Annotated in this window: 13 protein-coding genes, 1 tRNA gene and 5 pseudogenes; 4 read left to right on the top strand and 15 right to left on the bottom strand. The window is 60.7% G+C overall.

The genetic code is table 11. The features are described 5' to 3' along the window. Positions 1 to 155 precede the first annotated feature (155 nt). The 9 genes and pseudogenes from LPC10_RS06380 to LPC10_RS06340 all read right to left on the bottom strand — a co-directional run. On the bottom strand, positions 156 to 548 hold the full coding sequence (locus LPC10_RS06380) for a hypothetical protein (RefSeq protein ID WP_231345942.1): 393 nt from the start codon (positions 546 to 548) through the stop codon (positions 156 to 158). Positions 549 to 764: 216 nt separating this feature from the next. Further along, positions 765 to 3,143: a DEAD/DEAH box helicase family protein gene (locus LPC10_RS06375; RefSeq protein ID WP_231345941.1), complete on the bottom strand. Its 2,379-nt coding sequence runs from the start codon at positions 3,141 to 3,143 to the stop codon at positions 765 to 767. A gap of 285 nt (positions 3,144 to 3,428) precedes the next feature. Next, positions 3,429 to 3,842, bottom strand: coding sequence for a site-specific integrase (locus tag LPC10_RS25670; protein ID WP_370644716.1), 414 nt, complete (start codon positions 3,840 to 3,842; stop codon positions 3,429 to 3,431). A 698-nt stretch (positions 3,843 to 4,540) separates the two neighbouring features. Further along, a tRNA-Arg gene (locus tag LPC10_RS06365) sits at positions 4,541 to 4,617 on the bottom strand. Positions 4,618 to 5,018: 401 nt separating this feature from the next. Then, positions 5,019 to 5,339: pseudogene (locus LPC10_RS06360) on the bottom strand (IS3 family transposase); the annotation flags it as partial. A gap of 76 nt (positions 5,340 to 5,415) precedes the next feature. Beyond that, entirely contained in the window at positions 5,416 to 6,282 is an 867-nt protein-coding gene (gene istB / locus LPC10_RS06355; RefSeq protein ID WP_003602200.1) for an IS21-like element ISMex13 family helper ATPase IstB, read from the bottom strand. After that, complete coding sequence (istA, locus tag LPC10_RS06350; protein WP_003602196.1) at positions 6,279 to 7,544, bottom strand: IS21-like element ISMex13 family transposase; 1,266 nt, start codon at positions 7,542 to 7,544, stop codon at positions 6,279 to 6,281. The genes istB and istA overlap by 4 nt, the downstream gene beginning before the upstream one ends. A gap of 138 nt (positions 7,545 to 7,682) precedes the next feature. Continuing rightward, positions 7,683 to 8,530, bottom strand: a pseudogene (locus LPC10_RS06345) (IS3-like element ISMch5 family transposase); the annotation flags it as partial. A gap of 134 nt (positions 8,531 to 8,664) precedes the next feature. Beyond that, a pseudogene (locus LPC10_RS06340) lies at positions 8,665 to 10,074 on the bottom strand (ISL3 family transposase); the annotation flags it as partial. 191 nt (positions 10,075 to 10,265) lie between these two features. Here LPC10_RS06340 and LPC10_RS06335 point away from each other — a divergent pair. After that, a complete protein-coding gene (locus LPC10_RS06335; RefSeq protein WP_231345940.1) occupies positions 10,266 to 15,875 on the top strand; it encodes an HAD-IA family hydrolase in 5,610 nt (1,869 codons plus the stop codon). Between the two features lie 15 nt (positions 15,876 to 15,890). Here LPC10_RS06335 and LPC10_RS06330 read toward each other — a convergent pair whose 3' ends face one another. Further along, positions 15,891 to 16,163: a hypothetical protein gene (locus tag LPC10_RS06330; protein WP_231345939.1), complete on the bottom strand. Its 273-nt coding sequence runs from the start codon at positions 16,161 to 16,163 to the stop codon at positions 15,891 to 15,893. 122 nt (positions 16,164 to 16,285) lie between these two features. Beyond that, positions 16,286 to 16,990: pseudogene (locus tag LPC10_RS06325) on the bottom strand (hypothetical protein). Between the two features lie 379 nt (positions 16,991 to 17,369). Between LPC10_RS06325 and LPC10_RS06320 the strand changes: the two are divergent. Continuing rightward, positions 17,370 to 20,654 (top strand): glycosyltransferase, encoded by a 3,285-nt coding sequence (locus tag LPC10_RS06320; RefSeq protein WP_231345938.1) that lies wholly within the window; start codon positions 17,370 to 17,372, stop codon positions 20,652 to 20,654. A gap of 135 nt (positions 20,655 to 20,789) precedes the next feature. Here LPC10_RS06320 and LPC10_RS06315 read toward each other — a convergent pair. Beyond that, positions 20,790 to 21,109, bottom strand: a pseudogene (locus LPC10_RS06315) (transposase domain-containing protein); the annotation flags it as partial. 143 nt (positions 21,110 to 21,252) lie between these two features. Between LPC10_RS06315 and LPC10_RS06310 the strand changes: the two are divergent. Then, positions 21,253 to 21,456, top strand: a complete 204-nt coding sequence (locus LPC10_RS06310; protein WP_231345937.1) for a hypothetical protein — start codon at positions 21,253 to 21,255, stop codon at positions 21,454 to 21,456. 327 nt (positions 21,457 to 21,783) lie between these two features. Here the strand turns inward: LPC10_RS06310 and LPC10_RS06305 are convergent, their stop codons facing one another. From LPC10_RS06305 to LPC10_RS06295, 3 genes are all read right to left on the bottom strand, one after another. Beyond that, positions 21,784 to 23,310: a tripartite tricarboxylate transporter permease gene (locus tag LPC10_RS06305; RefSeq protein WP_231345936.1), complete on the bottom strand. Its 1,527-nt coding sequence runs from the start codon at positions 23,308 to 23,310 to the stop codon at positions 21,784 to 21,786. A 30-nt stretch (positions 23,311 to 23,340) separates the two neighbouring features. Further along, on the bottom strand, positions 23,341 to 23,838 hold the full coding sequence (locus LPC10_RS06300) for a tripartite tricarboxylate transporter TctB family protein (RefSeq protein WP_231345935.1): 498 nt from the start codon (positions 23,836 to 23,838) through the stop codon (positions 23,341 to 23,343). An 81-nt stretch (positions 23,839 to 23,919) separates the two neighbouring features. Beyond that, positions 23,920 to 24,906, bottom strand: coding sequence for a tripartite tricarboxylate transporter substrate binding protein (locus LPC10_RS06295; RefSeq protein ID WP_231345934.1), 987 nt, complete (start codon positions 24,904 to 24,906; stop codon positions 23,920 to 23,922). Between the two features lie 522 nt (positions 24,907 to 25,428). Here LPC10_RS06295 and LPC10_RS06290 point away from each other — a divergent pair. Further along, complete coding sequence (locus tag LPC10_RS06290) at positions 25,429 to 25,629, top strand: hypothetical protein (protein ID WP_231345933.1); 201 nt, start codon at positions 25,429 to 25,431, stop codon at positions 25,627 to 25,629. The last annotated feature ends 101 nt before the right edge of the window (positions 25,630 to 25,730 follow it).

Genomic DNA, 25,730 nt, shown 5'->3' with positions numbered 1-25,730 from the left:
TAATCGGCACAAATAGTCCAGTTACAACAAAGTAATATATTGCTTGCTAACAAGTATATCCATTTTGACCCTTGGACGACGAATGGCGTTTGAATGGTATGTGATACGTGAGTCGGCGGCCACTTGGCCGCCGATCTACTATCTGCGCTGCGATGCTAATTGAAAACTATTTTAGCTCCATAGTACTCAGCAATTTCTTCCTCTGTTTGCTCGTCAAGAGTATCATAAATATCATCTGACTCCCGAACCAAAAGCGCAACATATTTCTGATCGATTGTCGTTGTGATCAATCTCTCGCCCACAATAGTCAACATCTTCCTGATATCGGAGGGTGACATCAAGTTCCACATGTCGACAATGTCGTTTGAATTGTGGATGACCTCTCCAAGAACATTAAGCGTATAAAACAGCTCTTGATCCTCAATCGGCATCGCTACATATGGGTCACGCGGCATCATGACTTCAAGATAGCGACATACAATACTCCGAATAATATAAAGTTGCCAATTATGCTTGGTTTGGTGGCCGCGATTGTAACAAATGGTCATCTATGGGGTTCCTTATGGGTATGTAACTTTCCGCAGCATTAGCGCAGAAAAGCAGGCGGTAAGAGGTTAAGTATGAGCAGAAATCGGCCTCTTATGTGCCGCCTAATGCCTTATCACTTCAACCATCTCTCTTATAGCAACTGAATAGTCACGATAGAATAAGAGCTAGATTTGACCGGTGCCCTGAACTGCCTCCTTCAGCGCACCCATCACTGTTTATCCAACTCTGGCAGATGACCGCATCATTCGCCGCTTGTCGTTGATGCGGTCATTCGGCGAACGGCTCGACAATGCCGCTTGTGTCAGGGTGACGTCCCGAGATGCATCATCCACACCACCCTCAAGCAGCGTGTAGTTCAGCTTCAACAATGCCTTATGACTCTTGCCTTGCACGACAGTCTCATCTCGAAAGCGTTGCAAGGCTTCTTCGCATAGTTGAGCATGGTCCACCGCAATAGACTTCGCCGATGCCTGAGATATGGCGTCCGCTAGGCCATCACTATCGAAGCGCGTCGGGAACGAGTTGTTACACCAGTCCAGCACGTCGAGCGGCTTTCGGCCATTACGATAGTGTAGGAAGAAACCATCACCATCCGCCGGCTGACAGGGAAGATAAAAGAGGTCTGTTAGATAGGGCTTACGGTCAATTCCGTGAACCTTCTCCTTGCTGTTGAAACCAAACTCGAAAGTATCTCTATATCCTTCGATTTCGATCTTGTGGCATATCATATTATAGATTGCCGTATACATCGCAGGAGACATGACCGTATCGGTAAGAAGAACAACTCGATACCGGGGCATTGCCTTCGTATGACTGTATGAGCTATAGGCAAGCATCTCGATATTGGGTAAGATTTTGGATAGCTGTCTATGCGTCAGCGTCCCGTTCTCAATATCAAGGTAGATGTTCTTACCGCAAAACGCATTCGCCTTAGATCGACGAGAAGTAGCATCATCCTTATCGATGAATAATGCAGGGCTGATCAACAGGTTGGCATTCTTAGATTTAAAAACAGACTTTGAATAGAACTTCATGTTCTTCACGAAGGCATCGCTCGAACCTACAAGCATCGTTGATTTGCTATCCTTCTTATGTTCAATGATGGACCCTTGAAGGGATGTCACAGGTATAACTGTATTAAAGGAATAGCCGTGACAATCGTCGATTATGAAAATTTCTTGTTTTGACTCAATTGCCTTCCTCAATCCATTCATCACTTCTGCTTGCTGGCCTTTCATTCTATCACGATGAGCCCTTTGTCTATCTGCTTGACTGGCATAAACCTTGTCAGACCTCGTTCTACCACCTGTTCTCGCATCAATGCCCAACGGAATGACAACTGATCCGGGGAATCGTTCCTGCTGCCACGCAGCATTCTGCCGGTCAGGCAGAACTACAATCTTCCGCTCAAGATTGTTGGGATTGCGCACCGAAATGCGATTATATGTCTGATAACAACAGTGATAAGCCAATGCGACTCGCTGTTCATCAGGTCCGATTCCACACAGATTTGTAAGAAACCCACCCTCATTCCTGCTATAATTCAGTGCCGACATAATAACGGCCTTGTTGATATGCTGGAACTGGTTCAATCCATGTGGGCTATGACCGACATTATGGGCATGTAATACATCTGAAAACGACTCCTTCTCATTCACAACGTTGTCCTGCCATACAAACTCTTCCTCGCCGAACAGAGAACGCACTGCTTCTAGAAACCTAGGTCTGATCAACGGATCTTTCTTCTGTTCCGTCTTCGACCAGTTACGTTCAGAAGCGTAGTAGAACTCAATCAAATGGCCGTTTTCATGCTCGTTGTAGCGAAGCTTGTTCATCAGAGCATCATCCCTGGCGAACGTCACACCCTTTCCTGCGAACCACTTGTATAAGATTGTCTCTTCTGCCCGTGCACCAGCCAACAAGACAGATTTGAAGCCGAGAAACACGGATGGATTGAGCATTGAGTATGTGGTTAGGACACGATCATCCTTGCTCCCTTTCAAGAGTCCGTTGTAGGATTTGCGATCAACGTAAGTGGTGTAGCGACCTTGATGGACACGGCTTGCAAGTGGATTGACTAGAGTAGTGAAGACGTCCTTGTTTCTGTTCTCAGCCAATTTCCTGATAGTCGAGGGATTGGAGGCCGTAACAAGACCATAGATCGGACCAGCATCCCCAATCGCTAAGGAATCGGTGAGCAAACTATGGTTGTCGGGAAGGCGGATGCTGTCAGGAACGAACGCAGCAGGTATCTCGTCACAGATCAGATGAATGCGTTCAGGTCGATCAAAATGTGGAATCATCAAGAACGCTGCTAACGTGCTGATGATGACGTGGGGGCGATCTGGTGGATTCCTCAGATGATTCGATAGGCTGACTAGTGTTTTCTCCCCGCACGTATCCTGGTTAAAGACCTCTACGGGAACATTGGGAAACCGCACAGACATCTCTTGCGCGGTCTGATGGCAGAGGTTCTTGGACGGTTGGATTAGGACGACTGTTTCACCACCCCTGACGAGTTCATCCAACCGTTCTTCAATAGCGTAAGTCTTTCCCGCACCTGTAGGCGCCGGGCAATAATGAATAGTTCTCACTTGTGTTTTCCAGAAATTGACGTCTTATCGCGGAAAATGAAAATGCGATTCTAGACGGTTTATGATTGTTATAAAAAGCTAATATGAGCATTGTGCTTTCCCTGGCGCACTTCTCACATCAGCGGCTAAATGTCAGCAGCGGAGTTGTTCCGGCCGACATTCAGACGATACGCGCTAAATGTTCACGATAGAATGCGAGCTAAGCTGCGAGAGTCCTACGCTTGCAACAGTCAGGCGTTAGGCTTTGGTATTCTAGACTGACTGCGTTGGTCTCGTCGTTCCTTGCTATGTAGCAGGTGACTTTGTCATTTGCGCGAGCTTCTTACTTATGCTTTCTGGTCTGATATGTGTGTATCTCATCAGCATCTTCGTATCGCGATGACCACTGATCATAGCGACCTCGGGTATGCTAAGTCCTAGCTCGAAGAACCTGCTTATTGCTTCATGCCTAAGGTCGTGAAAGCGCAATCCTTCTAGTTGGGCACGAACCCGTAAGCGATTCCAACTGAGATGAACTGCGTTGCATGACACACTAAAAACGCTGTCGCCCCGTCGCTCGATGCGCATAAATTCTTCTATAGCTCTGGGAGTCAATGGAACTGTCCGCGGCCTGCCGTTCTTCGTTTGATGCAGGCGCACAGTTCCTTTCCCAAGGTCAACATCTTTCCATCGAAGCGACAGTATCTCGCTTCTGCGCATACCGCTCTCTATGGCTAGCACAATAATAGATGCAACTTGTTGGTTCTTCAATCCAGAAATCGCTTCGTATAGATTTGCCTCCCCTTCCTTAGAGAGTCGTTCTTCACGCGGTAGTCCTGGTGCTGGAAATCGGATATCATGCAAAGGGTTTTTATCTAAAGTAATACCCCATTCTTTTCTAGAGATTTCGAAACAGTGTCGGAATATCGTAAGTTCACGCCGAACTGTATCTGGTCCAACCTTTTTTAGTCGATTGTTTCTATATTCTGCGAAGTGCCGCGATGAAATGTTCGTGACTGAGACGGCGGCTACGGGATGCCCGAGCATGTTGTTGATGCGGCAGTTCTCCGAAGCGTAGCCCCGTTTGAGCGCAGTGACCTCGGCCTGATACCGCTGCAACAATTCCCCAACCGTCAGGCTACCGCCGGCGGGCCGCTCAGCGGGGTCATCAGTCGGAGAATGGTCGCGTTCCCGAGCCTGCGCCCAAGCTACCGCAGCGGCCTTGGAAGGGAACGATTTTGAGCGTGTGGGAAAGCCGACATGCCGCACCTGAACCTGCCAGGAACGCCCTCGCTTTCGGATAGTTGCCATGATTCGTGACCCGTCGCTTGTGACAAAGCGTGACAGGCTGTTCACGAACGCTAGGTGGAGCTTTCGGAAGGGTCAGAAAACCATAAGCGAAAACAATGGCTTATGATTGGCGCACCCGACACGATTCGAACGTGTGACCTTTGCCTTCGGAGGGCAACGCTCTATCCAGCTGAGCTACGGGTGCTGACCGTGGCTCGTGAGTAGCTCAACTCAAGGCGCCGCGCAACGGCGCTGTGCGGGGTGATGAAATGCCCTGATCGCTCAAAGGGATGGTAGCGTAGCCTTCCTCAGGCAAAGGTCACATGTTCGAATCGTGTCAAGTGCGCAAGGGAGGAGGGAGGGGGAGGGGCTGCTCGAGCGCCGGCGGTGTGTCCGCGGGTGCGGACGGCGCGCGGCTCGGTTGAGGCGCCGGTGCCGCGCGTGCGCCGCTCATGTAGGAGCTCAGATCACTCTAAGGCTGTTATGGACCTATCGGCTGGGCGGCTCAAATGATGGGTCATGAGCCAGTCCCGGAAAGCCTACCCGTCCGATGTGTCCGACGACGAATCCGCCGAATGGCCTGCTGCCGGTTTGTTGGACACCGTCCTAAGCTAATTGGGTTCGGTTTTCGAACTCGACGGGGCTGAGGTAGCCCAAGGTCGAGTGCCGCCGCGCCAGGTTGTAGAAGCGCTCGATGGAATCGAACACGTCTGCACGGGCTTCATCCCGCGTCCGGTAGGTCCGTCGGGCGGTGCGCTCGGTCTTCAGCGAGGAGAAGAAGCTCTCCATTGCCGCGTTGTCCCAGACGTTGCCCGAACGGCTCATCGAGCAGGTCACGCCGTGCTCGGTCATTTGACGCTGGAAGGCTTCGCTCGTGTATTGCGAGCCCTGGTCCGAGTGATGCAGCAAGGCATCCGGCTTGCCTCTGTCAACGGGCACCGAAGTCTCCGCAATTGTGGGCTTTCAAAATTCCCTGGCCGGCGGGTTCGGTGCGGATCGGTGATCAGCCGGCCGTGTGATCGGAGGCAGCCTTTCCGGGTGGACGACCGCGACGCCTGGGTGCGGGCGGCGGAACGATCAGGGCCTTGGAGCGGACGTGCTCGGGGACGAGGTCGGCGTGCTGGCGCAGGCGGTAGCTCGCCCCCTCGATCTGGATCACCACGGCATGGTGGAGGAGTCGGTCGAGCAGGGCTGTCGCCACGACCGGATCACCGAACACTTCGCCCCACTCGGCGAAGCCGCGGTTCGAAGTCAGGATCATCGCCCCGCGCTCGTAGCGCGCGTTGACGAGTTGGAAGAACAGGTTGCCGCCACCGGGGACGACGGGGAGGTAGCCGATCTCGTCCACGACCAGCAGCGAGGCCCGGCAGAGATAGCGGATGCGCTCGCGCAGGGAGCCGTCGCGCTCGGCCTTGGCCAGCGAGGTCACGAGGTCGGCCAGCGTCGAGAACACGACGCTGCGCCCGGCCTTGACCGCCTCGACGGCGAGCGCGATCGCCAGATGGCTCTTGCCGGTGCCGGGTGGTCCGAGCAGATGGACGACCTCGGCCCGGTCGATGAAGGTCAGTTCCGCCAGCGCCAGGACGCGCTCGCGGTCGAGCGAGGGCTGGAAGGCAAAGTCGAACCCGGACAGCGTCTTGATCGTGGTCAGGCGCGCGACCAGCAGGGCGGTCTTCACGCGGCGGTTCTCGCGCAGCGTCAGTTCCTCGGTCAGGATCACGTCGAGGGCGGCCAAGCCGTCGATCTCGCCCTGCTCGATGCGCCGGACCGTCGCGTCGAGCACCTCCAGGGCGCGCGGCATGCGCAGGCCGACCAAGCTGCGCTTGATGCTGTCGAGGGTCGTGGCGACACAGGGGGCGGCGCGGCTCATCGCTGGCCTCCGATCCCGCCGGCGAGCCGTTCGCCGACTGCCTGGTAGACAGCCAGCGAGCGCCGGGCGACGTGATCGCCATGGCGGCCGATCGGCAGACCGTCGGGATGGCCGCGGCGCATGGCCCGAGCGGCCGTGCCTTGCCGATGGTCGGGGTCGATGCGGTACTGCCGTCGTCCCTCCAGGATCGGATGGCTCGCGACGAGCCGGCCACCATCGAGGATGCGGATCGTGTCGGGCAACTGATGCACCTCGACGACGCGCCGGGTCCGATCCGGTACGCTGTAATAGTTGCCACCGATCGAGACGAGGCCATCGTGGCTGACGCGCCGCTCCAGCGTGAGCAGAGCGTCGAAGGGCAGAGCCGGCAAGGGCTGCAACTCGGGCCGCTCGGCGGCGAAGGCTTCCGAGACGATCCGCTGCGTGGTGCCGTGCAAGCGGACGTTGGCGACGGTATCGAGCCAGCTCCGAAGCTGGCGGTTGAGGTCGTCGAGGTCGCGGAAGGAACGTGCGAGGAAGAAGTCCTGGCGGATGTAGGAGAACGGTCGCTCGACCTTCCCCTTGGTCTTGGCCCGGTACGGGCGGCAGGCGCGCGGCAGGAATCCGTAGTGCTGGGCGAGTGCCAGCAGGGATCGGTTGTAGACGATGTGGCCGTCCGCATCCTCGCCGGTGACCGCCGTCTTCATGCGATCGTAGAGGATCTCGATCGGCACGCCGCCGATCGCGGTGAAGGCCTGCATGTGACAGCGCAGCAGCGTTTGCAGGTCCTGATGCAGGACGAAGCGCGCCTCGATGTGCCGGGAATGGCCGAGCACCAGCGAGAACAGCCAGACGATGCAGGTCGTGTCCGGCGCATCCGTGAAGGTGACGAGGAAGCGGGCGAAGTCGACCTGCGCCTGCTGGCCGGCCGGGGTCTCGAAGCGGACCTCGTAGGGCTTGGCCTCGGGCGGCCGGATCGCGGCGGCGAACCGCTTCACCGCGGTGTAGGCACCGGTGTAGCCGCGCTCGCGCAACTCGCGGGTCAGGCGCACGGCACTCAGGTCGGGGAAGGCGGTGATCCGCTCGCGCAGATAATCGAGATAGGGCGCGAGCTTGCTCGGGCGGCCGGGCTGACGCGGGCCGTAGGCCGGCGGCTCGAGGCCGCGCTCGATGTACTTGCGGATCGTCTTCGGATCGCGGCCGGTCCGGCGGGCGATGGCGGAGACGGACAGGCCCTGTCGGTGCAGGTCCAAGATCATGACGAGTTCTCCCAGCAGAACCATCCTCGTCGCTCCCAGCCGATCGGTATCGGCAGGCATGGTGGCTGAGGATGGAAAAGCCCGAGAGGGCGCGGGGCGTCGCGACCCTACGGGCCAGGGCACCGACCAGGGAATTTTCGATGCCCACAATCAGGGAGTATTCAACGCCCGCTGACAGCCTCTGCGCCAGATCGCCATGACGAGCGCATCTGTCACGAGTTGAGCCGTCATACTGGCCTGCATCGACCAGCCCACGACACGGCGCGAGAACAGATCGATGACGGCGGCGACGTAGAGCCAGCCCTCGGCGGTCCAGATATACGTGAAGTCGGCGATCCACTTCCGGTTCGGAGCGTCGGCCGCGAACCGCCGCTCCAGGAGATTGGGCGAGGCAGCGGCCCGCTCACCTTCGTCCTTTGGCAGGCCCCGTCGGCGCGGTCGCGCTCGCAAGGCATTCTCGCGCATGATCCGCTCGATGCGGTGCAGCCCGCATGACACGCCCTGGGCGAGCACATCGCGCCAGACGCGCCTCGCGCCGTAGGTGCGGTCGCTGGCCACGAAGCTCGCGTGGGCCTTGCTCAGGATAGCTTCGTCGTCCCGTGTGCGTCGGCTAGGCTGCCGGGTGAGCCAAGCGTGGAAGCCGGAGCGCGAGACACCCAGCGCCGCGCACATCCAGGCAACTGGCCAGACAGCACGATGCTTTGCGATGAACGCGAACTTCATATCGCGTCCCTCGCAAAGTATGCGGCGGCCTTTTTTAGGATATCACGCTCCGCTTTTAGACGAGCGACCTCCTTGCGCAGCCGGTCGATCTCGATCTGCTCGGGCTTCATCTGCCCCTGACCGGGAAAAGCGTGTTGGGGATCGGCCGCCGCCTGCCTCACCCACCGGTGCAGCATCGTCTCGTGAACATCGAGATCGCGCGCGGCCTGCGCGACACTGACACCACGTTCCCGAATCAGTCGAACCGCCTCGATCTTGAACTCACGTCCGAACTTGCGACGCTGCATGGAGCACCTCCGGCTTCACCTTCACACCTAAACAGGGTGTCCGTGAAACCGGCAGCAGGCCAGTGCGCCTGGATCATAGGCACACACTTCCACAAGCGTGAGCTCATGTCCGGTCATTTAGGGGGCTACTTCACTCTGTCCCTCGACAGGCCCTTGGCGAAGGACGCGAGGAGGCTGCGAGCAGCCGTATCGATCCAGGTGTCGAGGTCCGGCGGTTTGCGCTCACGGATCATGGTCTGGAAGCTGGACAGGAGTGAACGAGCCTCATCGAGAGCCGGCACTGCCGCCTCGATCGTCGCCACCGTCACGACCTCGGCCTTGCTCAAGCCGTCCCGCCCGCTCGTCATCATCCGCGCGAGAAGGCGCGCGGAGGGAACCTTGCCGGGCGCACCCTCGGGAGCCTGCTCATGACGCCGACGGCGGGTCGCCCATTCTCCGACGACGCGGAGGCTGCCGGTGAACCCGTCGGCGCGCAAGCGTCGCCACAACTCGGCACCGTTGCGGCAGCCGGCCGTCCACTCGGCGTCGAGCCGCGGCAGATAGGCCTCATGGCTGCTCTGGCGCGCCTGGAACACGTCGCCGGTCAAGCCACGCAGCACATCACGCACACGCTTGCGGCTGTGTCCGGTCGTGCGGACGATCTGCCGGATCGGCGCTCCCTGTCGCGACAGCGTCAGGATCGCCTCGGCAGTCGCCGTCCGCCGACGGTAGCCCTCGTACTGTAGGCGTTCGGCGCAGGTCAGCCGGCCAGGATCGATCGTGGTGGCGCCCACCGCCGTGCGGATGGCGGTCATCGATTTGCGCACGGCATCGAGGAAGGCGGCGCTGGCGTTCTCCATCAGGTGCCAGCGGTCGGCGACCTGGGTCGTCCTGGGCAACGCCCGCGCCTCAGCCTCGCCGTAGCAACCGCCGCGGTCACGGGCGAGGACGGCGATCTCGGGGTGGGCGGAGAGCCATGCCTCGACGGTGCCGCTCTCGCGATCCGGCAGGAGGGCGACAACGCGCCGCCGCTCCAGATCGCATATCAGCGTGCCGTAGCGGTGCCCACGGCGGAACGCCCAGTCGTTGATGCCGATCACCTTCAAGGTCTCGGCCGGCCTCTGGGCCCGGCGGCGCACGGTCCGCAACATCGTGTCGCGACTCGCTGGCACCATGAGCCGGCGGGCGAAGCTCTCAGCCGGCCTACCACCGAGCGCGAGGCCGAGATGATGGACAATGGTCTCCACCCGTCCCGTGCGCCGGGCGTAGGCGGCGGCGAGGTCCGGTTCGAGCCGCTCGGCGAAAACCTTCGTCCGGCATTCTGGTCTGACGCACCGGAACCGGCGGGCGCCGACCCTGATGACGACGTGCCGGCCGGCGGCCGGCAGGTCCGGCAGAGTGCGGCTGTACCGGCTATGCACCCGCGATGAGACGCCCTCACACCTCGGACATCGGGCCGAGGCTGCTTTGGGCCGAGCCGTTATCGTCAGGCCCGCTCCTACCTCAATGTGGTCGACGACAAGGCTTGGCGGGACGATCGAACCGAGATGAAGGCTGCGGGCCATGGCAGGATCTCCAACGGCAAAAGCCGAGATCCATCAACCCGCCTGCACCGAAAGTGAGTCAAAGCCCTTTTTCGACGCCGTTCGACACGCTACTCGAATGCCGCCCGCGCACCCCGCCGAGCAGGCTCCTGCGCCGAACCCTACTCATCCGAGGGCTCGGCGCGTCAACGTAGAGGCGCATAGGTAACCTCATGGTACGCATTGGGACAATCGCCGATTTTCGGAACTATGCTGAGCCGTATCGCCACGTCTCTTTCGACCTTTTTGATACGTTGATTCGCCGTCGCTTCCTCGGCGTAGGGGAAGTACATGATACCGTCAGCGCCTATGCCCAAGCGCTGATCGGCCGACGTCACGAGCGGCCGCCGTCCGAGATCACCTCACTTCGCTACGCCATGGGGCGCGTACTCAAGGGATCGGTTGAGCAGGTGATCCAGGAGCCGACCCTGGAGATGGTGTGGGGCCGCATCCTCCAGCATGAGGACATGGTGGCCAGCGACGAACAGCGGCAGGACTTAGTGGGGCGAATCGTAGCCTTCGAGCACGCCCTGGAGATGGCCAACCTCGCTCCTGTCGAAGGTGCGGTCGAACTACTCACTGCTCTCAAGGCAGATGGCAAAGTCATCATTGCCATCTCTGACATGTATTTCAGCCACTCGCAGATGCTGGATATTCTCGATAAGCTTGGTTTGCGAGCATTCTTTGATCACATCTACATTTCCGCCCACTGCAATGAGACGAAGCAGACTGGTGACCTGTTCAAGCGCGTTCTCAGAGACGTCGGGATCGGGCCGCAGGACATGCTGCACGTGGGAGACAACCAGCAATCCGATATCGTCATGGCGGAGAAGGTCGGCGTGGGGGCGGTTCTGGTGGAGCAAAGCCACCTCATCCGCGTTGCGCCGCCTGCCTATGGCCACCGCGCCCGGGTCGAGGAAGATGTTGCCGACGTTCTAAAGACGTATCTGTTCGCAACAATGCTTGATGCTTACCAGCAGCGCTCGGAGCATCTGTACTTCATGGCTCGGGACGGTTGCGCCATGCGTGGGTTCCTCGAACGTTGGAACTCCCCTCTCCTCTCCCGGTTCATGCCCCCGCCCCCCGCCACCGACCTATTCCTGAATCGCGTCCTGACGTGCTGGAGTAATGTCGATCTTGGCGCCTCAGACTGGTTGGTCGCCGCCGTTGGGATCGCCTTCTGGCTCAAGCAAGGTGAGGCGACCATTGCCCAATTGTCCGCTTTGCTCGGTATCGAGACGGTCCCGAGCGAGCTGGGGACGGGCGTGTTGCGATCCGTCAACGACACCTTCCGTGTGGTCGAGGCTTATCGCAACGCCGGTGCCGTGTCGGCGATCCGATCATCGATCATCAGCAAGCGTTCCCAGGTCCTGCGCTACCTGAAGACGGTCGGTTTCTTCGATCATCGGAGTGTAACCTTTTGTGATCTCGGCTATTCCGGCTCGGTCCTAAGAGCATTGAACACCCTCTTGCTGCAGCAGATCACCGAGGGCGAGGCCGTACCAGTTCCGAAGATGACGCTGCACCTGATCGTGACCTACGACAATTACGAGGTCAATCGCGTCCCCGCGTTGCCGTTCGTCCGCTTTGGCAGGGACACCGTGCTGCCGTGTGAACGATTGCCGCCGGGATTGAAGGGGTCATTCGCCTGGCTCGAGCTCTTCTTCAAACATCCGACGCTTCGCCCGATCACGCGCTTCATCGAAGGGGATGAGGGTCCCCAGCCAGAACTTCTGCACGATCCCGCTCCGCCCTGCGCCACGCCAGCGCAGCGGGTCGAGGAGTTCGCCGTTGCCAAAGACGAGGATATCGTTCTGTTGTGGATGGCAGCGACCGGGCATTACGATGTGCTCGCCACGCCCTTGCTGACGCGCTTCGACGAGCCCGATGCCCGGACCATCGAGCAGATGCGCGACCATCTCTACGAACTTGATCCGATCGAGGGCACAAAGCGATCGATCATTCTCGAAATGCCTCATGCATCCTCCGACGAAGTCGCACAGGCCGCGCGGCGCGGCGACTATTGGATCTCGGGCTCGGTGGTGGCATCGGCACTTGCCGCCACAGACGATGCCGGTGTCGAGGAGCCGGTCAACAAAGCGCCTCAATCGACCACCTCGTCGCCCTCGGGGAGAGCGCGTCCTCGGCGTGGACTGCTGGCCCGCTTCCTGAGGCGATGGACACGAGCGGCGAAGCCGCCTTCCGCTCCTGCCGCCAGCTTCGATGCCTACTTCTACCGTTCCTTCTACCGCGATCTCCGCCATTTTCTGACCGACCAAGAATTATGGGATCACTACCAGCGTCATGGCCGCTCTGAGCGGCGGCTCACCTCGCGGGATGCTTTTGTCACCCAGCTGAAGGCCAATTACGGCACCCCACCCGACGATTTCGATACGGGTGCTTATCTGCACTACAATCCCGATCTCGCCATGGCGATTGACTCGCCGGAGCGAGCACTTGAGCATTACATGCACTCGGGGATCAATGAGGGGCGCCGGTACACTCCCCCGCTCGAGCCGCTGAACACCGAGTTCGAGCAGTTGCTCGCGGCGGGGAAGATCACGTTGACGGCGCAGGAACTGGCGCGTCGGCAGACCGGCGCTCTGACCGTGGAACTGATCCTGCGGCGTCACGGCATCCGACCTGGGCCGTGGATCGACCGCATAGACCTGACGGCGTTTCGCGCCATGCATTCCACCTGGTGCGGCCCCATCGCGACGATGGCCGAATGCATTGTGGCGATCGTCGAGAAGGGGTTGGTTCATGCACCGTCCCTTTCTTTCAGGGAACCTTTCGATCCGGCGTTCTATCGGGCGCAACTGTCGACGCCGGTCGGGCCGAATACAGAAGATCTGTTTCGCCATTACCTCAACATTGGCTCCTTCGGTAACTTGGTGCCGTCCGAGGAGGCCGGGCTGCTGCAACTATGGAATCGTGCCGACTATCCGGAAGGGCTGAACTGGCAGGCCTATCGTGACAACTGCGGAAAGCGAGAGCTGCGGAACGCGGACCGATTGAAGGTCTTTCGTGCTTTTCTCGACGTGCCGGCAAAGCAGCAAATCGAATACCTCGATACAAACAAATCGACCGCCTTGGTGCAGTTTCTCGCACTGCGGTCATGGCATGTTCATAATCGGATCGACGATGCCCGGATGCTTCTGTCCTTCGCTGTCAGGCAGCATCAGGATCTGGGGCAGATCCACCACCTTCTCGGCGATCTCGAAATTGCCGCCGGCCGTTCCGCCGATGCGCTGGTCCACTATCGACGAGGGATAGCGGCGTCCTGCGCCAATCGGTGGAGCTACATCAATGCGGCCCGCCTCCTACTGGATATTGGCGATCATCTATCGGCGCTGATAATTCTTCAGAAGGGTCGCGCGATCTGGCATGAGGCTCAACCATGGCGAGGCCTGTACGGCCGCGCGATGCACCTGCGGTCCCAAGCCTGTAAGGAGCGCGTCAAGGCGTGGCAGTTGCCCTCGTCGGGCTTGGCGGAAGCCGACGCCATCGTCCGAGAGATCGCGACCCGCGTGCCGATGACGAGCCAGGCCATCAGTGAACCTGGGATGGTCCTCCTCGTCAGCGGACGACCCGCGGCCGGAGCGAGGCAGGATCGCGACCTGCTGGCCAACATCATCGTCTGCGATCTCGCGGGTATCGATGCCGGCGACTATCTGGCGGCGATCCTGCGGGCGGAACTGGTCGTTTTCCATGAAGTGCCCTTCACATATGAAGTGTTGCTGGCCATCGCCACCGCGAGAGCTTTAGGTCGCGAAGCCATTTATTGGTGCGGCGACCTTGCAAATTGGGACGGCCATAGCATTGATCTCGCCCTCTGGGGTGTTTCCGCCGAAGAAGGATCGTGGTTTACGTCGTCTGAAGCCCGTGAAATGGCGTTGGTGGCCCGATATTGCGATCGTATCGTCACCACACTCCATGGGCTTCGCCCTGTCTTATGCGCAATCGCAACGCAGGTGGCGGTCGAGGAAATAATCGTGGGCTCTCCCAACCTGCGAGGGACGGATCGCGTCGCTCGTGTGCTGCTGATCGGTCCGTCGGATGAAGACGATGACGAGATCGACGAGATACTGGCGCGTGCCATCACCGATGCGGTCGAACAGGATCCCGCTCTGACGATCATGGCGGAGCGCAAGCTTGTTTCGCAATGTAGGTCCCCTCATCTGGGAGGCCGTATCGCACCGATCGATGATCGGCCTACCATGGCAAAGCTCGCTCAGCTGGTTGTGACGGCTGACTTGGTGGTCGATCGGACATCCCAGTCAGAGGCGGCCTACTCGCTTCATCAGGAAGCGGAAGCGCGTGGCATCCGGGCGGTCATGTGGCGGGGCAATCTCACTGACTGCGATGGGTCCGCCAAGGCGAGCCGCCCACGCGACAGGCGCGTGACGCAGGTAAGCGGCGTATCGTTCGCGCAGACGGTGGAGAGCGCCTTTGCGAGCGAGCGCCCTCGGCCGAAATCCTTGGAGCTGGCGCCCAGCCGGCTCGTTCGCCGACCGGATTCGGTGGGCAAGCCGCGCCTGTTGTTCGTCAACGTCTGGTTCACGCCACAAACGTTCGGTGGTGCCACCCGAGTCCTGAAAGACAATATCGACTATCTGCTTGACCATCATGCCGACGAGTTCGAGCTGGCTGTCTTCACGTCCGATGAGCATAACGAAGTGCTCGGCCAGTTCACGATGGACAGTTACCGGGGTATACCGGTCTTTCGAGTGGCGACGCCGGAGGAACCCTTTGTCCATTGGCGGCCCGAGACATCGATGGTGGCCGCTAGGTTCGAGGCGCTTCTCGAACGCTTCGCACCCGATCTAGTCCACATCCACTGCCTTCAGCGCCTTTCCGCCTCAGTGGCGGGCGCCTGCGCGGCTCGCGGCCTGCCCCACCTCGTGACGCTGCACGACGGTTGGTGGTTGTCTGACAACTTCTTCCTCTCGGACGAGCATGGCCTGCCCACTCCAGCCTGTCAGGATTATCAGGTCCAGGCACGGCCCGAGGTGATCGATCTCGGCCGATCCGCGCTGCGGGCGCAGCGGCTCCGCTCCATCCTGCTCGGCGCTACGCGACGCCTAGCCGTCTCGTCCAGCTTTGCCGCCACATACGGCCGTTGCGGCATCCCCTGCGACGTGGTGGAGAACGGGGTATCCCGTATTCCCCCTGTCGCCCGATCGCCGCGGCGCGAGGACGGACGCGTGGCCCTCTGCCATGTCGGCGGTCTCGCTCGCCACAAGGGAGCCTTCCTGATCGAGGCGGCACTACGCACTAGGCGTTATGAGCACCTTCATTTCACTATTGTGGATCTGGGCCAGTCTGAAGAGTTCGAGGAGCATCTCGTTTGGGGGGGAACTCCCGTCACTGTAGTGGGGCGGATGAATAGCGATGCGATCGCAAACTTTTACGCTAGAATGGATGTTCTTCTCGCCCCCTCGACCTGCGAGGAGAGCTACGGGCTCGTTGCGCGGGAAGCCCTGGTCCATGGTTTGTGGGCCGTCGTCGGCGATCGGGGCGGGATGGCCGAAGCGATAGCGCCGGACCGGAATGGTTTCGTGGTGTCCGTAGAGGATGCGGAGGGTGTCGCCGCCGTCTTGGCGGAGATCGACGCCGATCCCGTGCGCTTCCGCTCTTCGCCTTCCTACGTGCCCCCCATGAGAAATGCGGACGAGCAGGCACGCGAGCTGATAGCTCTTTATCGACAACTGCTTCTACGGCAGGCTGGGCCGCGCTCCGAAACCCGGCACTCCAAGACAGGGCGCGCCGGTTCGTGGTGAGGCCGGCGCGGCGCATCAGGTTAGCCCCGCATCGGCATGCGTCTCGGCCAGCACGAACGCTATCTGCTTGCAGGCGCTCGACCCGGTCCGATGATGCGTCATCTCGGTGGCGATGCGGCGCGCCTCGTGGAGGAGGCGCTCCTCGGCTTCCTGGGCTTCGGTGAGATCCTCGAGCGCCGCGGCAACGCGGCCCGTGTGGTCGGCGAGCGGGGCGGCGGTCACCGCCACCGAGGCGGGCTGGTCGGGCAGCCCGACCGGATGCCCCGCGGCCCGGCACCAGCCGAACACCTCGAAGAACCGTCTCTCGGGGCGTTGCGCAGGGTGTTTTGACGATGCGGTCGGCTTGGACCTGAACGCTCGGCAGTCTGGCGGTGGTCGTGAACAGGCATGGGGGCCTTCCCGAGCCTCTCTCAGGCCGCGACCGGCTGCGTTTCGATCCATGGGAAGCGCTTGAAGTTATAGGCAAGATTGGCCAGTCCAATCTTGGTTCGCCTCTGGCCAGACCGATGGTGCGCACAAATCGGCCGAATCGATGCTTCTGGCCGGCAAAGACCGTTGCGACGGCAGAGCGAACCTTGGATCGGACGCGGTTGGCCTTGCGCTGGGACGCCGTCAGATCGTGGCCGGGCTGCCGCCGGAAGTTGATCTTCGAACGCCGGCCATGCTGGGCCAGATGGGCCTCGTTGGTCTTCGAGCAGGCCGTGTCGGCCCAGACCTCGCTCGCCGTGTTGGTCGGATCGAGAACGTTGGCCAGTTGTGCCCCGCTATAGGCGGTCGCGCCTTGGCCCGCTTCAGCCTCCAGTGGACGTCACGAGCCTTTTGCGCGAGCTTTTTCGGCTTGGCCGCCCACGCATCCGCGGGATCCGGCCCTCCTTCAGATCAACCTTATCCGCATCCATGTTGCGTTGGCGCAGAGCGGCGATGAGCGAGGCGTCGATGATCTGCCCCGACATCGCGAGATAACCCTTGCCCTTCAGCCAGGCGTCGCCCTTCGAATCATCGGATCGCTTCAGTACGGTTGCCGACCTCGACCGGAGCGCCTCGAAGTCGATCTGAGCCGCGAGCTTCACAAACGGATCGCCGTTCTCCGCTAGACGCTGATAGTGCTCATTCAGATCAAAAAACCCTGGCTAATCCATCCCAGCCTCCCCGTACCGACAATGTCAGGGAATCACGCCACCGCGCCAAGCGGAAGGGGAACTTCGAGGTGTCCGACCGGCTGCACTCGCCCTGCTGGATGCATCGATCCCGAGATTTGTGACCGGGTGAGGTCGAATGGCACGGCGGGGTGCCCTGAAGAGGGATCACACGAACCACCATGGCTGCCACGCGTGCGCCATATGGACATGGAGCCATGACCGCTGCTAGAGACGACGCATCCTGCGGCAATTGCTTGACACTATTTGCATGACCGTACGCGCCCGAATGTATTTGCATGCAGACAATTTCTCTGATCGTCCGCGCAAATTTTAAAATTAAATAAAAGAGATAAACGTGAGCGAGTCCATAAAAGTACGAATAAAAAAAATAAAATTGGCGTTTAGAAACGCGTTGGGCCCTCCAAACAAAGCCATTTACGAAAAACTCGGAGACGGACTTTGGCAGAATTACTTTTCGAAGCAAAGTTATTTTGCGTTAAATCCAGACTTAAGTTTGTCAGATGCGACCGAAGAGCATTTTCGGACAATCGGGTACAAAAGTCTTAGACGCTTCAATCCAGGGATTAGCTTTGACCCTGTATTTTATCGTGATCTATACCCAGATCTTGTGCACCTGCCAGATGAAGCGGCTTACAAGCACTGGCTGATCTACGGACTGGGTGAAAACCGCCTCGCCTCGGCTCAGGCTTATCTCGGAAGTGTCGGCTATTCAGGGTCGCTGCCCCGCTACTTTTCGTCGACACTTTCGAATGATAAGTATGCGCACAGAGCGGCTGATTACCGTGCGTTTTTGTCTTTTCTATCAAGTTCCGCCGAAGAATTTCAATCGATGCTAGCAAGCATTGATATCAACTTTTTGGATATCGGTACAATAGCGCGATACTTCGTAAGTAGAGGAGCGATAGACAAAGCGATTTTCTGCCTGGAGATCCGAGCTCACAAGTGCCCGGTGGACACGGAAGCTTTAGGTGCTCTTGCTGATCTGAAGCTGCAATCAGGCGAACGTTACGGGGCGCTGAAGCTCTATGAAGCCGTTCTAGCGCACGACTCGGAAGCAGTCGGGCCAGCTGTCAACGCGGCCGACATTTTAGCCTCATTCGGTGACTTTGAACGTGCGCTGACGCTGCTCGGCAACGTTCTGATGGTCGTGCCCGATATGTATCATCTCCGGCCGATCGGCATGAGCTACGCAAAGCGGCTGTTTGCTCGCGAGCATGGAATGCTCGTGAAGATGGCCGCTGGCCGACAGGTTGAGGAGGCTCGCGAACTGACTCGTCATATTTTGGCTTCAAGCGCGCAGAAGGCAGTCTCTTTCTCCCTCGGTCCCGTCGTCACACAAGCCGTGTCATCGAAGCGTGTAGCAATCTTCGCGTTCACGGAACCGCGGCAATGCTTTCGCTATCGGGTTGATCACAAGCTGCAGCAACTGGCCGCCAACGGTATCGAAGCACAATGGTTTGATGCGAATGATCCAAGGCGCCTTCGCGATCAGGCTTCGAGATTTGGAAGCGTAATTTTCTTCCGTGTGCCCGGGGCGCCGGAGATCTACGAACTCATTGAATACTGCAATCGGCTTGGAATTCAGACGATATACGAGGTCGATGACCTTATCATCGATCCCGATAATTATCCGCCGCCGCTCGAGAGCATGGGCGGACTGGTGACGAAGGAGGAATGGGGCAGGTTCGTGCTCGATCCGATCCTCCTCGCTGGCGCGGCGCGTGCATGCAGCTACGGAATCGGATCCACGGAGAAAATCACGAACGAACTGGCCAAGCTCGTTCGCACCGGCATTGCCTTCACGCACCGCAACGGGTTCCTTGAGGCGGACTACGCGCCGGTGCAAGCAGAGACCCGGCACGCGCCGCATCCGGGCCGAATTACGATCTTCTATGGAAGCGGCAGCCGCAGTCACACGGGCAACTTTTACAATGGCGCGGCACAGGCGATTGTCGCCATCATGCAGCGCCATCCCTCGGTCGACCTGCAGATTGTTGGGCCATTAACTCTCGATAAGAGCTTCGAATCATTCGGAGCGCGCGTGAAGCGCGCCGAACCGATCGCGGTATTCCGCGATTACCTTAAGGTACTTGCGCGCGCCGACATCAACATTGCACCACTCGACGGATCGGCCTTCGCTGACGCCAAGAGCGAGATAAAATGGATGGAGGCAGCACTGGTCGGCGTGCCGTCGGTTGTGAGCCGGTCGAGCAACTACGAGGACGTTGTGCACGAAGGGGTCGACGGGCTGCTCGCCTCGAACCAGGCCGAATGGTACGACGCTCTCAACAAACTCGTGCGCGACGCGTCCGTCCGACGCGCCATGGCTGCCGCGGCGCAACGCACCGTGACGGCGAAGTACAACGAAGAGACGATGGGCAGCGCGCTAGCGACCCGTCTGGCGGAATTCCAACCGGAGCAGTGCAAAGCGCGGACCGACAAGCTCAAGGTCGCGCAAGTCAACGTCTACTTTGCCCCGCAGACAATCGGCGGCGCGACCCGCATCGTTGAGACCCTCGCGCAGGAACTAGGCCGGCAGGGGTGCTTGGTTGAGGTGTTTGGCTCGCTCGCCCATGCAGGCTACGAGGGCGCGCATGAGCGCTACGCAGCTTTGGGCTGCGATGTCACCTTGGTCGCGCCGAGCACCCGGAGCCAAGGCGCCGCGGAGGACGATGGGCTGTCGCGGGCCGCATTCGTGGAATTCTTGGACCGGTTTAAACCGGACGTCGTCCATTTCCACTGCATACAGAACCTCACGGCGAGTCTGCTCGACGAGACGCGCGAGCGCGGCATTCCTACGATCGTCACGGTTCATGACGGCTGGTGGGTGTCGGACAATCAATTTCTGGTCCGGCCGGATGGGACGCTCGTTGAGCAGGGCGGCGTATGGGGGGATCCGAACCGGCTCCTGCGACTGAGGCAGGCGCTCGCATCGGTCGACAGGATCATCAGCGTGTCCGATTACTTCGCGAGGCTCTATCGGGAGCGGATCGGAGTGAGGGTCGACGTCATCGCCAATCCTGTAACGCAGTTTCATGCGACGGACGGGCCAGCGGTCGGGCCATTAGCCATTGGCCTGCTCGGTGGCCTCGGTTTGGCAAAGGGAAGCGATCTGCTCCACCAAGTACTTTGCCACTCCACGTTCCCGAACTTACGCTTTACCCTGGTCGATCACGCCGTGATCGAGGGACAGATCCGTAGGGAGAACTGGGGCGAGAACGAAGTTACGATCATCGGCAAGATCAAGCAGGCGCGCATTGCGGATCTCTATGGACAATTGAATGTAGTCCTCGCGCCATCGATCTGCGTCGAGAGCTTCGGCCTCGTCGTCAGAGAAGCGATCTCCCTCGGAAAATGGGTCGTCGTGTCGGATCGCGGCGCGCTCAGTGAATGCGTCAAGGAAGGTGTGAACGGGTTCGTAATTGACGTGTCGAACGTGTTAGGCTTGCTGAACGTTCTGCGGAAGCTCGACGCGAACCCAAACCGCTACCGCAAGCATAAGGCCACGCAACTCGACTTACCCACGGCGGAACAGGTAGGCGGCGCCTATGTGGCACTTTATCGTGAGGTCGCCGCGCAGCCTCTGTCCAGAACGGAACCAGAGGGCGGCGACGCCTGACCGGATCCCTGCGGCTGGCGGCATGATTGTCGAAGGCGTTGTGCACTCTGAAGCGCGAGCTGCAGCAACGGCTGCAGAAGTCGGGTTACGACTCGGAGGTAGAGGCTTTTTTGGGATAGCGGTCTGAGACCCCGTTCAGAAGTATGCGGTCGGCGGAGGGCCTGATGATCGGGCGGCTTGAGCGACTGGCGTCCAATTCCAGGGCAGCAGGTCGGCCAACCGCCTGGCCGGATGATCGGCGATACGGGTAAGCACGTCGCGCAGGTAGGCCAGGCTGTCGAGGCCGTTGAGCTTGGCGCTCTCGATCAGGGTGTAGAAGGCCGCCGCGCGCTCGGCGCTGCGGTCGGATCCGGCGAAGAGGTTGTTCTTACGCCCGACCGTAGCGCCCGCTCGACCGGGTTGTTGTCGAGCGCGATGCGGCCGTCGTCGAACACGCCGGTCAGCGCGGTCCACTGCTCGACTTCGGGCCCGAGCGAGAAGGGGACGATCTCTCGAAGGTGACGTTGACCCACCACAGCCTCAAGAATGAGGGCAGCGCCGGCCGATGTCTCGGGCTGCGACGAGACGAAACTGACGCCGATGACCGGGATCGGGCTCGGTGCAGGAGAAGGGAAAGGCGCTCCTCGCCGAGATCATCGCACGCGTGAATGACCTGTTCGGCGTCGACACGACCGACGGCGACCAGTTGAGCTACGTAACGACGCTTCGGGACATAATGCTCGAGTCCGAGGCTCTCGTGACGCAGGTTGCCAACAACACCAAGGCTCAATTCGACAATTCGCCACCCTTGAGGCCGAGCTGATAAACACCATCATCGATGCATTCGAGGCTCGCGCGTCCCTCAGCAAGCCAGCGCTCGACTCACAGAAGGTTCGCCAGGGGCTGACAGAGTCTTGCTTGGGCCGGCTCAGCCTTACGAGGCTCTTTGAGCCCTTGCAGGTCAAGAGCATGGGCACGCATGAGGCCAGCACAAAGTGCAGGCATCGCAGACCCGTAGGCAATCTCGTATGCAAGGAGAAGCTGAGCCGGGGCGAGCTTCAGGGTCGAGATGCGTCGTCGCGAAGGCCGCGATCTTCGTCCAGCCGCTGCTCCACGACGCCGCATTGGCTCTCGAAGGCCTGGTTGCATCTCAACGCGCGACCGGGGCCGGCCGGGTGAGGCCGGCCTTGCGCGCCAGCCGTTTGCGCAGGTCGCCGAGCGGCCCCCAGAACAGGAGCAGCAGGCCGAGGACCATCAGGCTCGAGACGAGGCCGTTCGAGAAGAAGACGGACAGGTCCCCGCCCGAGCCGAGCAAGGCTTGGCGGAACGCGTCCTCGGCGCGATCGCCGAGGACGAGCGCGAGCACGAGGGGGGCGAGCGGATAGTCGAGCTTCTTGAAGACGTAACCGACCACTCCGAAGATCAGCATCAGCCAAATGTCGAAGCGCGAGGATTCGACCGTGAAGGCGCCGATGGCGCAGACGACGAGGATGATCGGTGCGACCAGCGCGAAGGGGATGCGCATGATCGCGGCGAAGACCGGCACGGTCGCGAGCACGATCAGGAGGCCGGCGAGGTTGCCGAGATACATCGAGGCGATCAGGCCCCAGACGAACTCCTTCTTCTCGACGAAGAGCAGCGGGCCGGGCTGCAGGCCCCAGATCATCAGGCCGCCGAGCAGCACCGCCGCGGTGGCCGAGCCGGGGATGCCGAGGGCCAGCATCGGCAGGAGCGCCGAGGTGCCGGCGGCGTGGGCCGCGGTCTCGGGGGCCAGCACGCCCTCGATATCGCCGCGCCCGAACTCCTCGGGCTGGCGGGAGAAGCGCTTGGCGAGGCCGTAGCCCATGAACGAGGCCGCGATCGCGCCGCCCGGGGTGACGCCCATCCACATGCCCACGACCGAGGAGCGGATCAGCGTCGCCCAGTAGCGCGGCAGCGAGGCCCAGGTGCGCAGGACCACGCCGAGATCCATGGCCGCCCGCTTGCCCTTGAAGTGCAGGCCCTCCTCGATGGTGAGCAGGATCTCGGAGACGCCGAACAGGCCGATCACCACGACGAGAAAGTCGAAGCCCTTCATCAGCTCGGGCGTGCCGAAGGTCAGGCGCAGATCGCCCGAGATGGTGTCGAGGCCGACTGCCGCGAGCAGGAAGCCCAGTGCCAGGGACACGATGATCTTGGCCTTGTTCTCCCGGCCCATGCCGATGAACGAGCAGAAGGTGAGGAAGAAGACGCCGAAGAACTCGGCCGGGCCGAAGCGCAGGGCGAACTTGGCGACCAGCGGCGCCACGAAGGTGATGAGCACCACGCCCGAGAGCGCCCCGATGAAGGAGGCGGTGAAGGCCGCCGTCAAGGCCTCGCCGGCCCGCCCCTTCTGCGCCAGAGGGTAACCGTCGAAGGTGGTGGCGACCGACCACGCCTCGCCGGGGATGTTGAACAGGATCGAGGTGATCGCGCCGCCGAACAGGGCGCCCCAGTAGATCGACGACAGGAGGATGATCGCTGAGGTCGGGTCCATGCCGAAAGTCAGCGGCAGGAGGATCGCGACGCCGTTGGGGCCGCCGAGACCCGGAAGCACGCCCACCACGATGCCGAGCAGCACGCCCACCACCATGAACAGGATGTTGTGCCACGTCAGCGCGACCTGGAAGCCGAGCAGGAGCTGGTTGAGGTCGTCCATGGAAATACTCTCCGCCGCAGGCCGGTCAGGTCAGTAGCCGAGGAAGGCTTCGATCGGTCCCTTCGGCAGCGGAACCCGGAACTGTTGCTCGAACACCCAGAAGATGACGAGCGGCACGAGCACGGTGGCGAGCGCCGTCTGCCACCAGCGGAAGGCGCCGAGCGTGACCATGAACAGGGCCATGAACAGGGCCGAGGACAGGTAGATGCCGAGGAAGGCGATCCCCAGCAGGTAGAGGAACAGCGGCACGAAGACCTGGGCCACCAGCCGGAGCTGGCTGTAGGTGACGAAGATGCTGTCCTCCCGCCGCAGGGCGCTCACGAGGGCGGCGATGGCCGCGACGCCCAAGATTGCGGCGACGCGGGCCGGGAAGAAGCCGTTTTCCGGCCCGTTGTCCCAGCCCGCACCCCGCCCGTAGGAATCCCACAGGGCCAGCCCGGCAAGGCCGAGCAGCAGCAGCGCCACGACGATCTCGACGGCGCGGCGCGACAGGCCGCGCTCGGGGAGCGGGGGAGAGGCTTCGGTCATGTCGGGCAGTTCCTGAACAGGTGTTCGCCTCGGCCGCGCCGCCCTTCGACGAAACGGCCAGCACCGCAGCCGGGCGCGGGCTCAGTTCGCCGCGATGAACCCGGCCTTGGTCATCAGCTCCTTGTGCTTGCGCTCGTCCTCTGTGAGGAAGTCGACGAAGCTCTGGCCGGAGCGGAAATCGGGCACCAGCGCATTGCGCTCGAGATAAGACTTCCAGTCCGGGGTCTCGGTGACCTTCCTGAACAGCTCGACGTAGAAGGCCTGCTGCTCCGGAGTGACCTTGCCGGGCATGAACATGCCGCGCAGCATCTGATAGGTGACGTTCACGCCCTGCGACTGGCAGGTCGGGATGTCGGACCACGCCATCTCGGCGGTGACCTTCTGCGTGTACTCGATCGGCTTGTCGGAGAAGGCACAGAGCGGCTTCACCGCGCCGGAGCGCCAGTTGGCGACCTCTTCGGCCGGGTTGTTCATGTTGGCATCGATATGGCCGCCGGCGAGCTGCACGGAGGCCGGGCCACCGCCCTGGTAGGGCACGTAGGTGATCTTCGTGCCCGTTGCCTGCTCCATCGTCACGGAGATCAGGTGATCCTCGCGCTTCGAGCCATTGCCGCCGGTCTTGAGCGGCGGCTTGGCGGCCTTGGCAGCCTCGAAGAATTCACCGGCCGTCTTGTAGGGCTTCTCGCTGTTGACCCAGAGCACGAAGGCATCCTGCGCCATCATCGCGATCGGGGTGAAATCCTTCCAGCTCACCGGAAGCTTGGTGGAGAGAGGCGTCATGTAGATGCCGCTCGACGTGGTGATGAGCTTGTGGGGGTCGCCGGCCGATTTCTGGATATCGAGCATCGCCTCGCCGCCCGCTGCGGCGGGCTTGTTCACGATGATGATCGGCTGCTTGACGAGGTTGTTCTTCTGAATTGCCCCCTGGATCGTGCGCGCCATCTGGTCGGACGATCCGCCGGGCGGGAAGGGGACGATGATCTCGATCGGCTTCGTCGGTTCCCAAGCCTGGGCCGGGGCAGCAGACAACAACAGGGCCGCGATCGCGGCCCGCACGGCAACTCTCATAGCGTCTCCTCTCGCGGCGCACGTTTCGGCACGCGGCCTGTTTTTTGGTTCGAGGACCAGACGGCTGCACCGTTCGCCCCCCGACGGCGTTGCTCGGGCCGTTCGTGGTCCGACACACCAACCGGCAGCAACAACCAGCGACTTTGATAACGCGACGGGCGCAGCTGCACCTGAGCCGACAGCCACTCGGATTTTTGAATTATAAATCTCTGCGACGCAAGCGCGCTGGGCGTATTATGCACGCATCACCGGGGATGTGGCCTTTTCGGGATGCCCTCGGATGGGCGGCGCACATCATCAGGCAAGATGCAATTGCGCTCGGCCGCCACCTCACCTTTCCTGATCCGCTATAACCGGTAGCGCCCGCATGGCGGCATCAACGGCCAAACACCCATCAGCCGGGCGTGCCTCGCGGATCGAATGCCGGCACCTGCCCTCGTTGGTCCAAAACCCGGTTCAAGCGTTGAGATCGATCAAGGCTTCCTGCAGCCGTCCCCTGCGAGCGTCGAGTGCCAATCCCCGATGAACGCCAATCCTGATGTGAACCCGCCATCGGCGCCCGCGGTCGAGCAGACGCCGATCCTCGATGCCCGCACGCGGCTGCGGCTCGGGCGACAATTGGAGGCGTTGTATGAACCCGTGCTCGACGAGGTGCTCGATCCACGCTTGGCGGAGTTGCTGCAGCAATTGGAGCGCGATCAGCGTCAGGTCCGAGGCGAGTAGCCGCTCAACCGGCGGCCCGAGCCGGAGATCTCCTCCCGACGAAGCCGAGCCCGGTTGGGCCAGAGCGTGCGCGTCGAAACAGGAGCCTGAGGACGCCGCCC

It is taken from the genome of Methylorubrum sp. B1-46 (assembly GCF_021117295.1).
Taxonomy (GTDB): domain Bacteria; phylum Pseudomonadota; class Alphaproteobacteria; order Rhizobiales; family Beijerinckiaceae; genus Methylobacterium.
The sequence above is the reverse complement of the archived record's forward strand: the minus strand, read 5'-3'. Positions and strand labels throughout refer to the sequence as shown.

Coding starts and splice junctions, on each gene's coding strand:
- LPC10_RS06380 (WP_231345942.1), bottom strand. CDS start 548: ATGACCATTTGTTACAATCGCGGCCACCAAACCAAGCATAATTGGCAA.
- LPC10_RS25670 (WP_370644716.1), bottom strand. CDS start 3,842: ATGCGCAGAAGCGAGATACTGTCGCTTCGATGGAAAGATGTTGACCTT.
- istB (WP_003602200.1), bottom strand. CDS start 6,282: ATGAGCCGCGCCGCCCCCTGTGTCGCCACGACCCTCGACAGCATCAAG.
- istA (WP_003602196.1), bottom strand. CDS start 7,544: ATGGTTCTGCTGGGAGAACTCGTCATGATCTTGGACCTGCACCGACAG.
- LPC10_RS06335 (WP_231345940.1), top strand. CDS start 10,266: ATGGTACGCATTGGGACAATCGCCGATTTTCGGAACTATGCTGAGCCG.
- LPC10_RS06305 (WP_231345936.1), bottom strand. CDS start 23,310: ATGGACGACCTCAACCAGCTCCTGCTCGGCTTCCAGGTCGCGCTGACG.
- LPC10_RS06300 (WP_231345935.1), bottom strand. CDS start 23,838: ATGACCGAAGCCTCTCCCCCGCTCCCCGAGCGCGGCCTGTCGCGCCGC.
- LPC10_RS06295 (WP_231345934.1), bottom strand. CDS start 24,906: ATGAGAGTTGCCGTGCGGGCCGCGATCGCGGCCCTGTTGTTGTCTGCT.
- LPC10_RS06290 (WP_231345933.1), top strand. CDS start 25,429: ATGAACGCCAATCCTGATGTGAACCCGCCATCGGCGCCCGCGGTCGAG.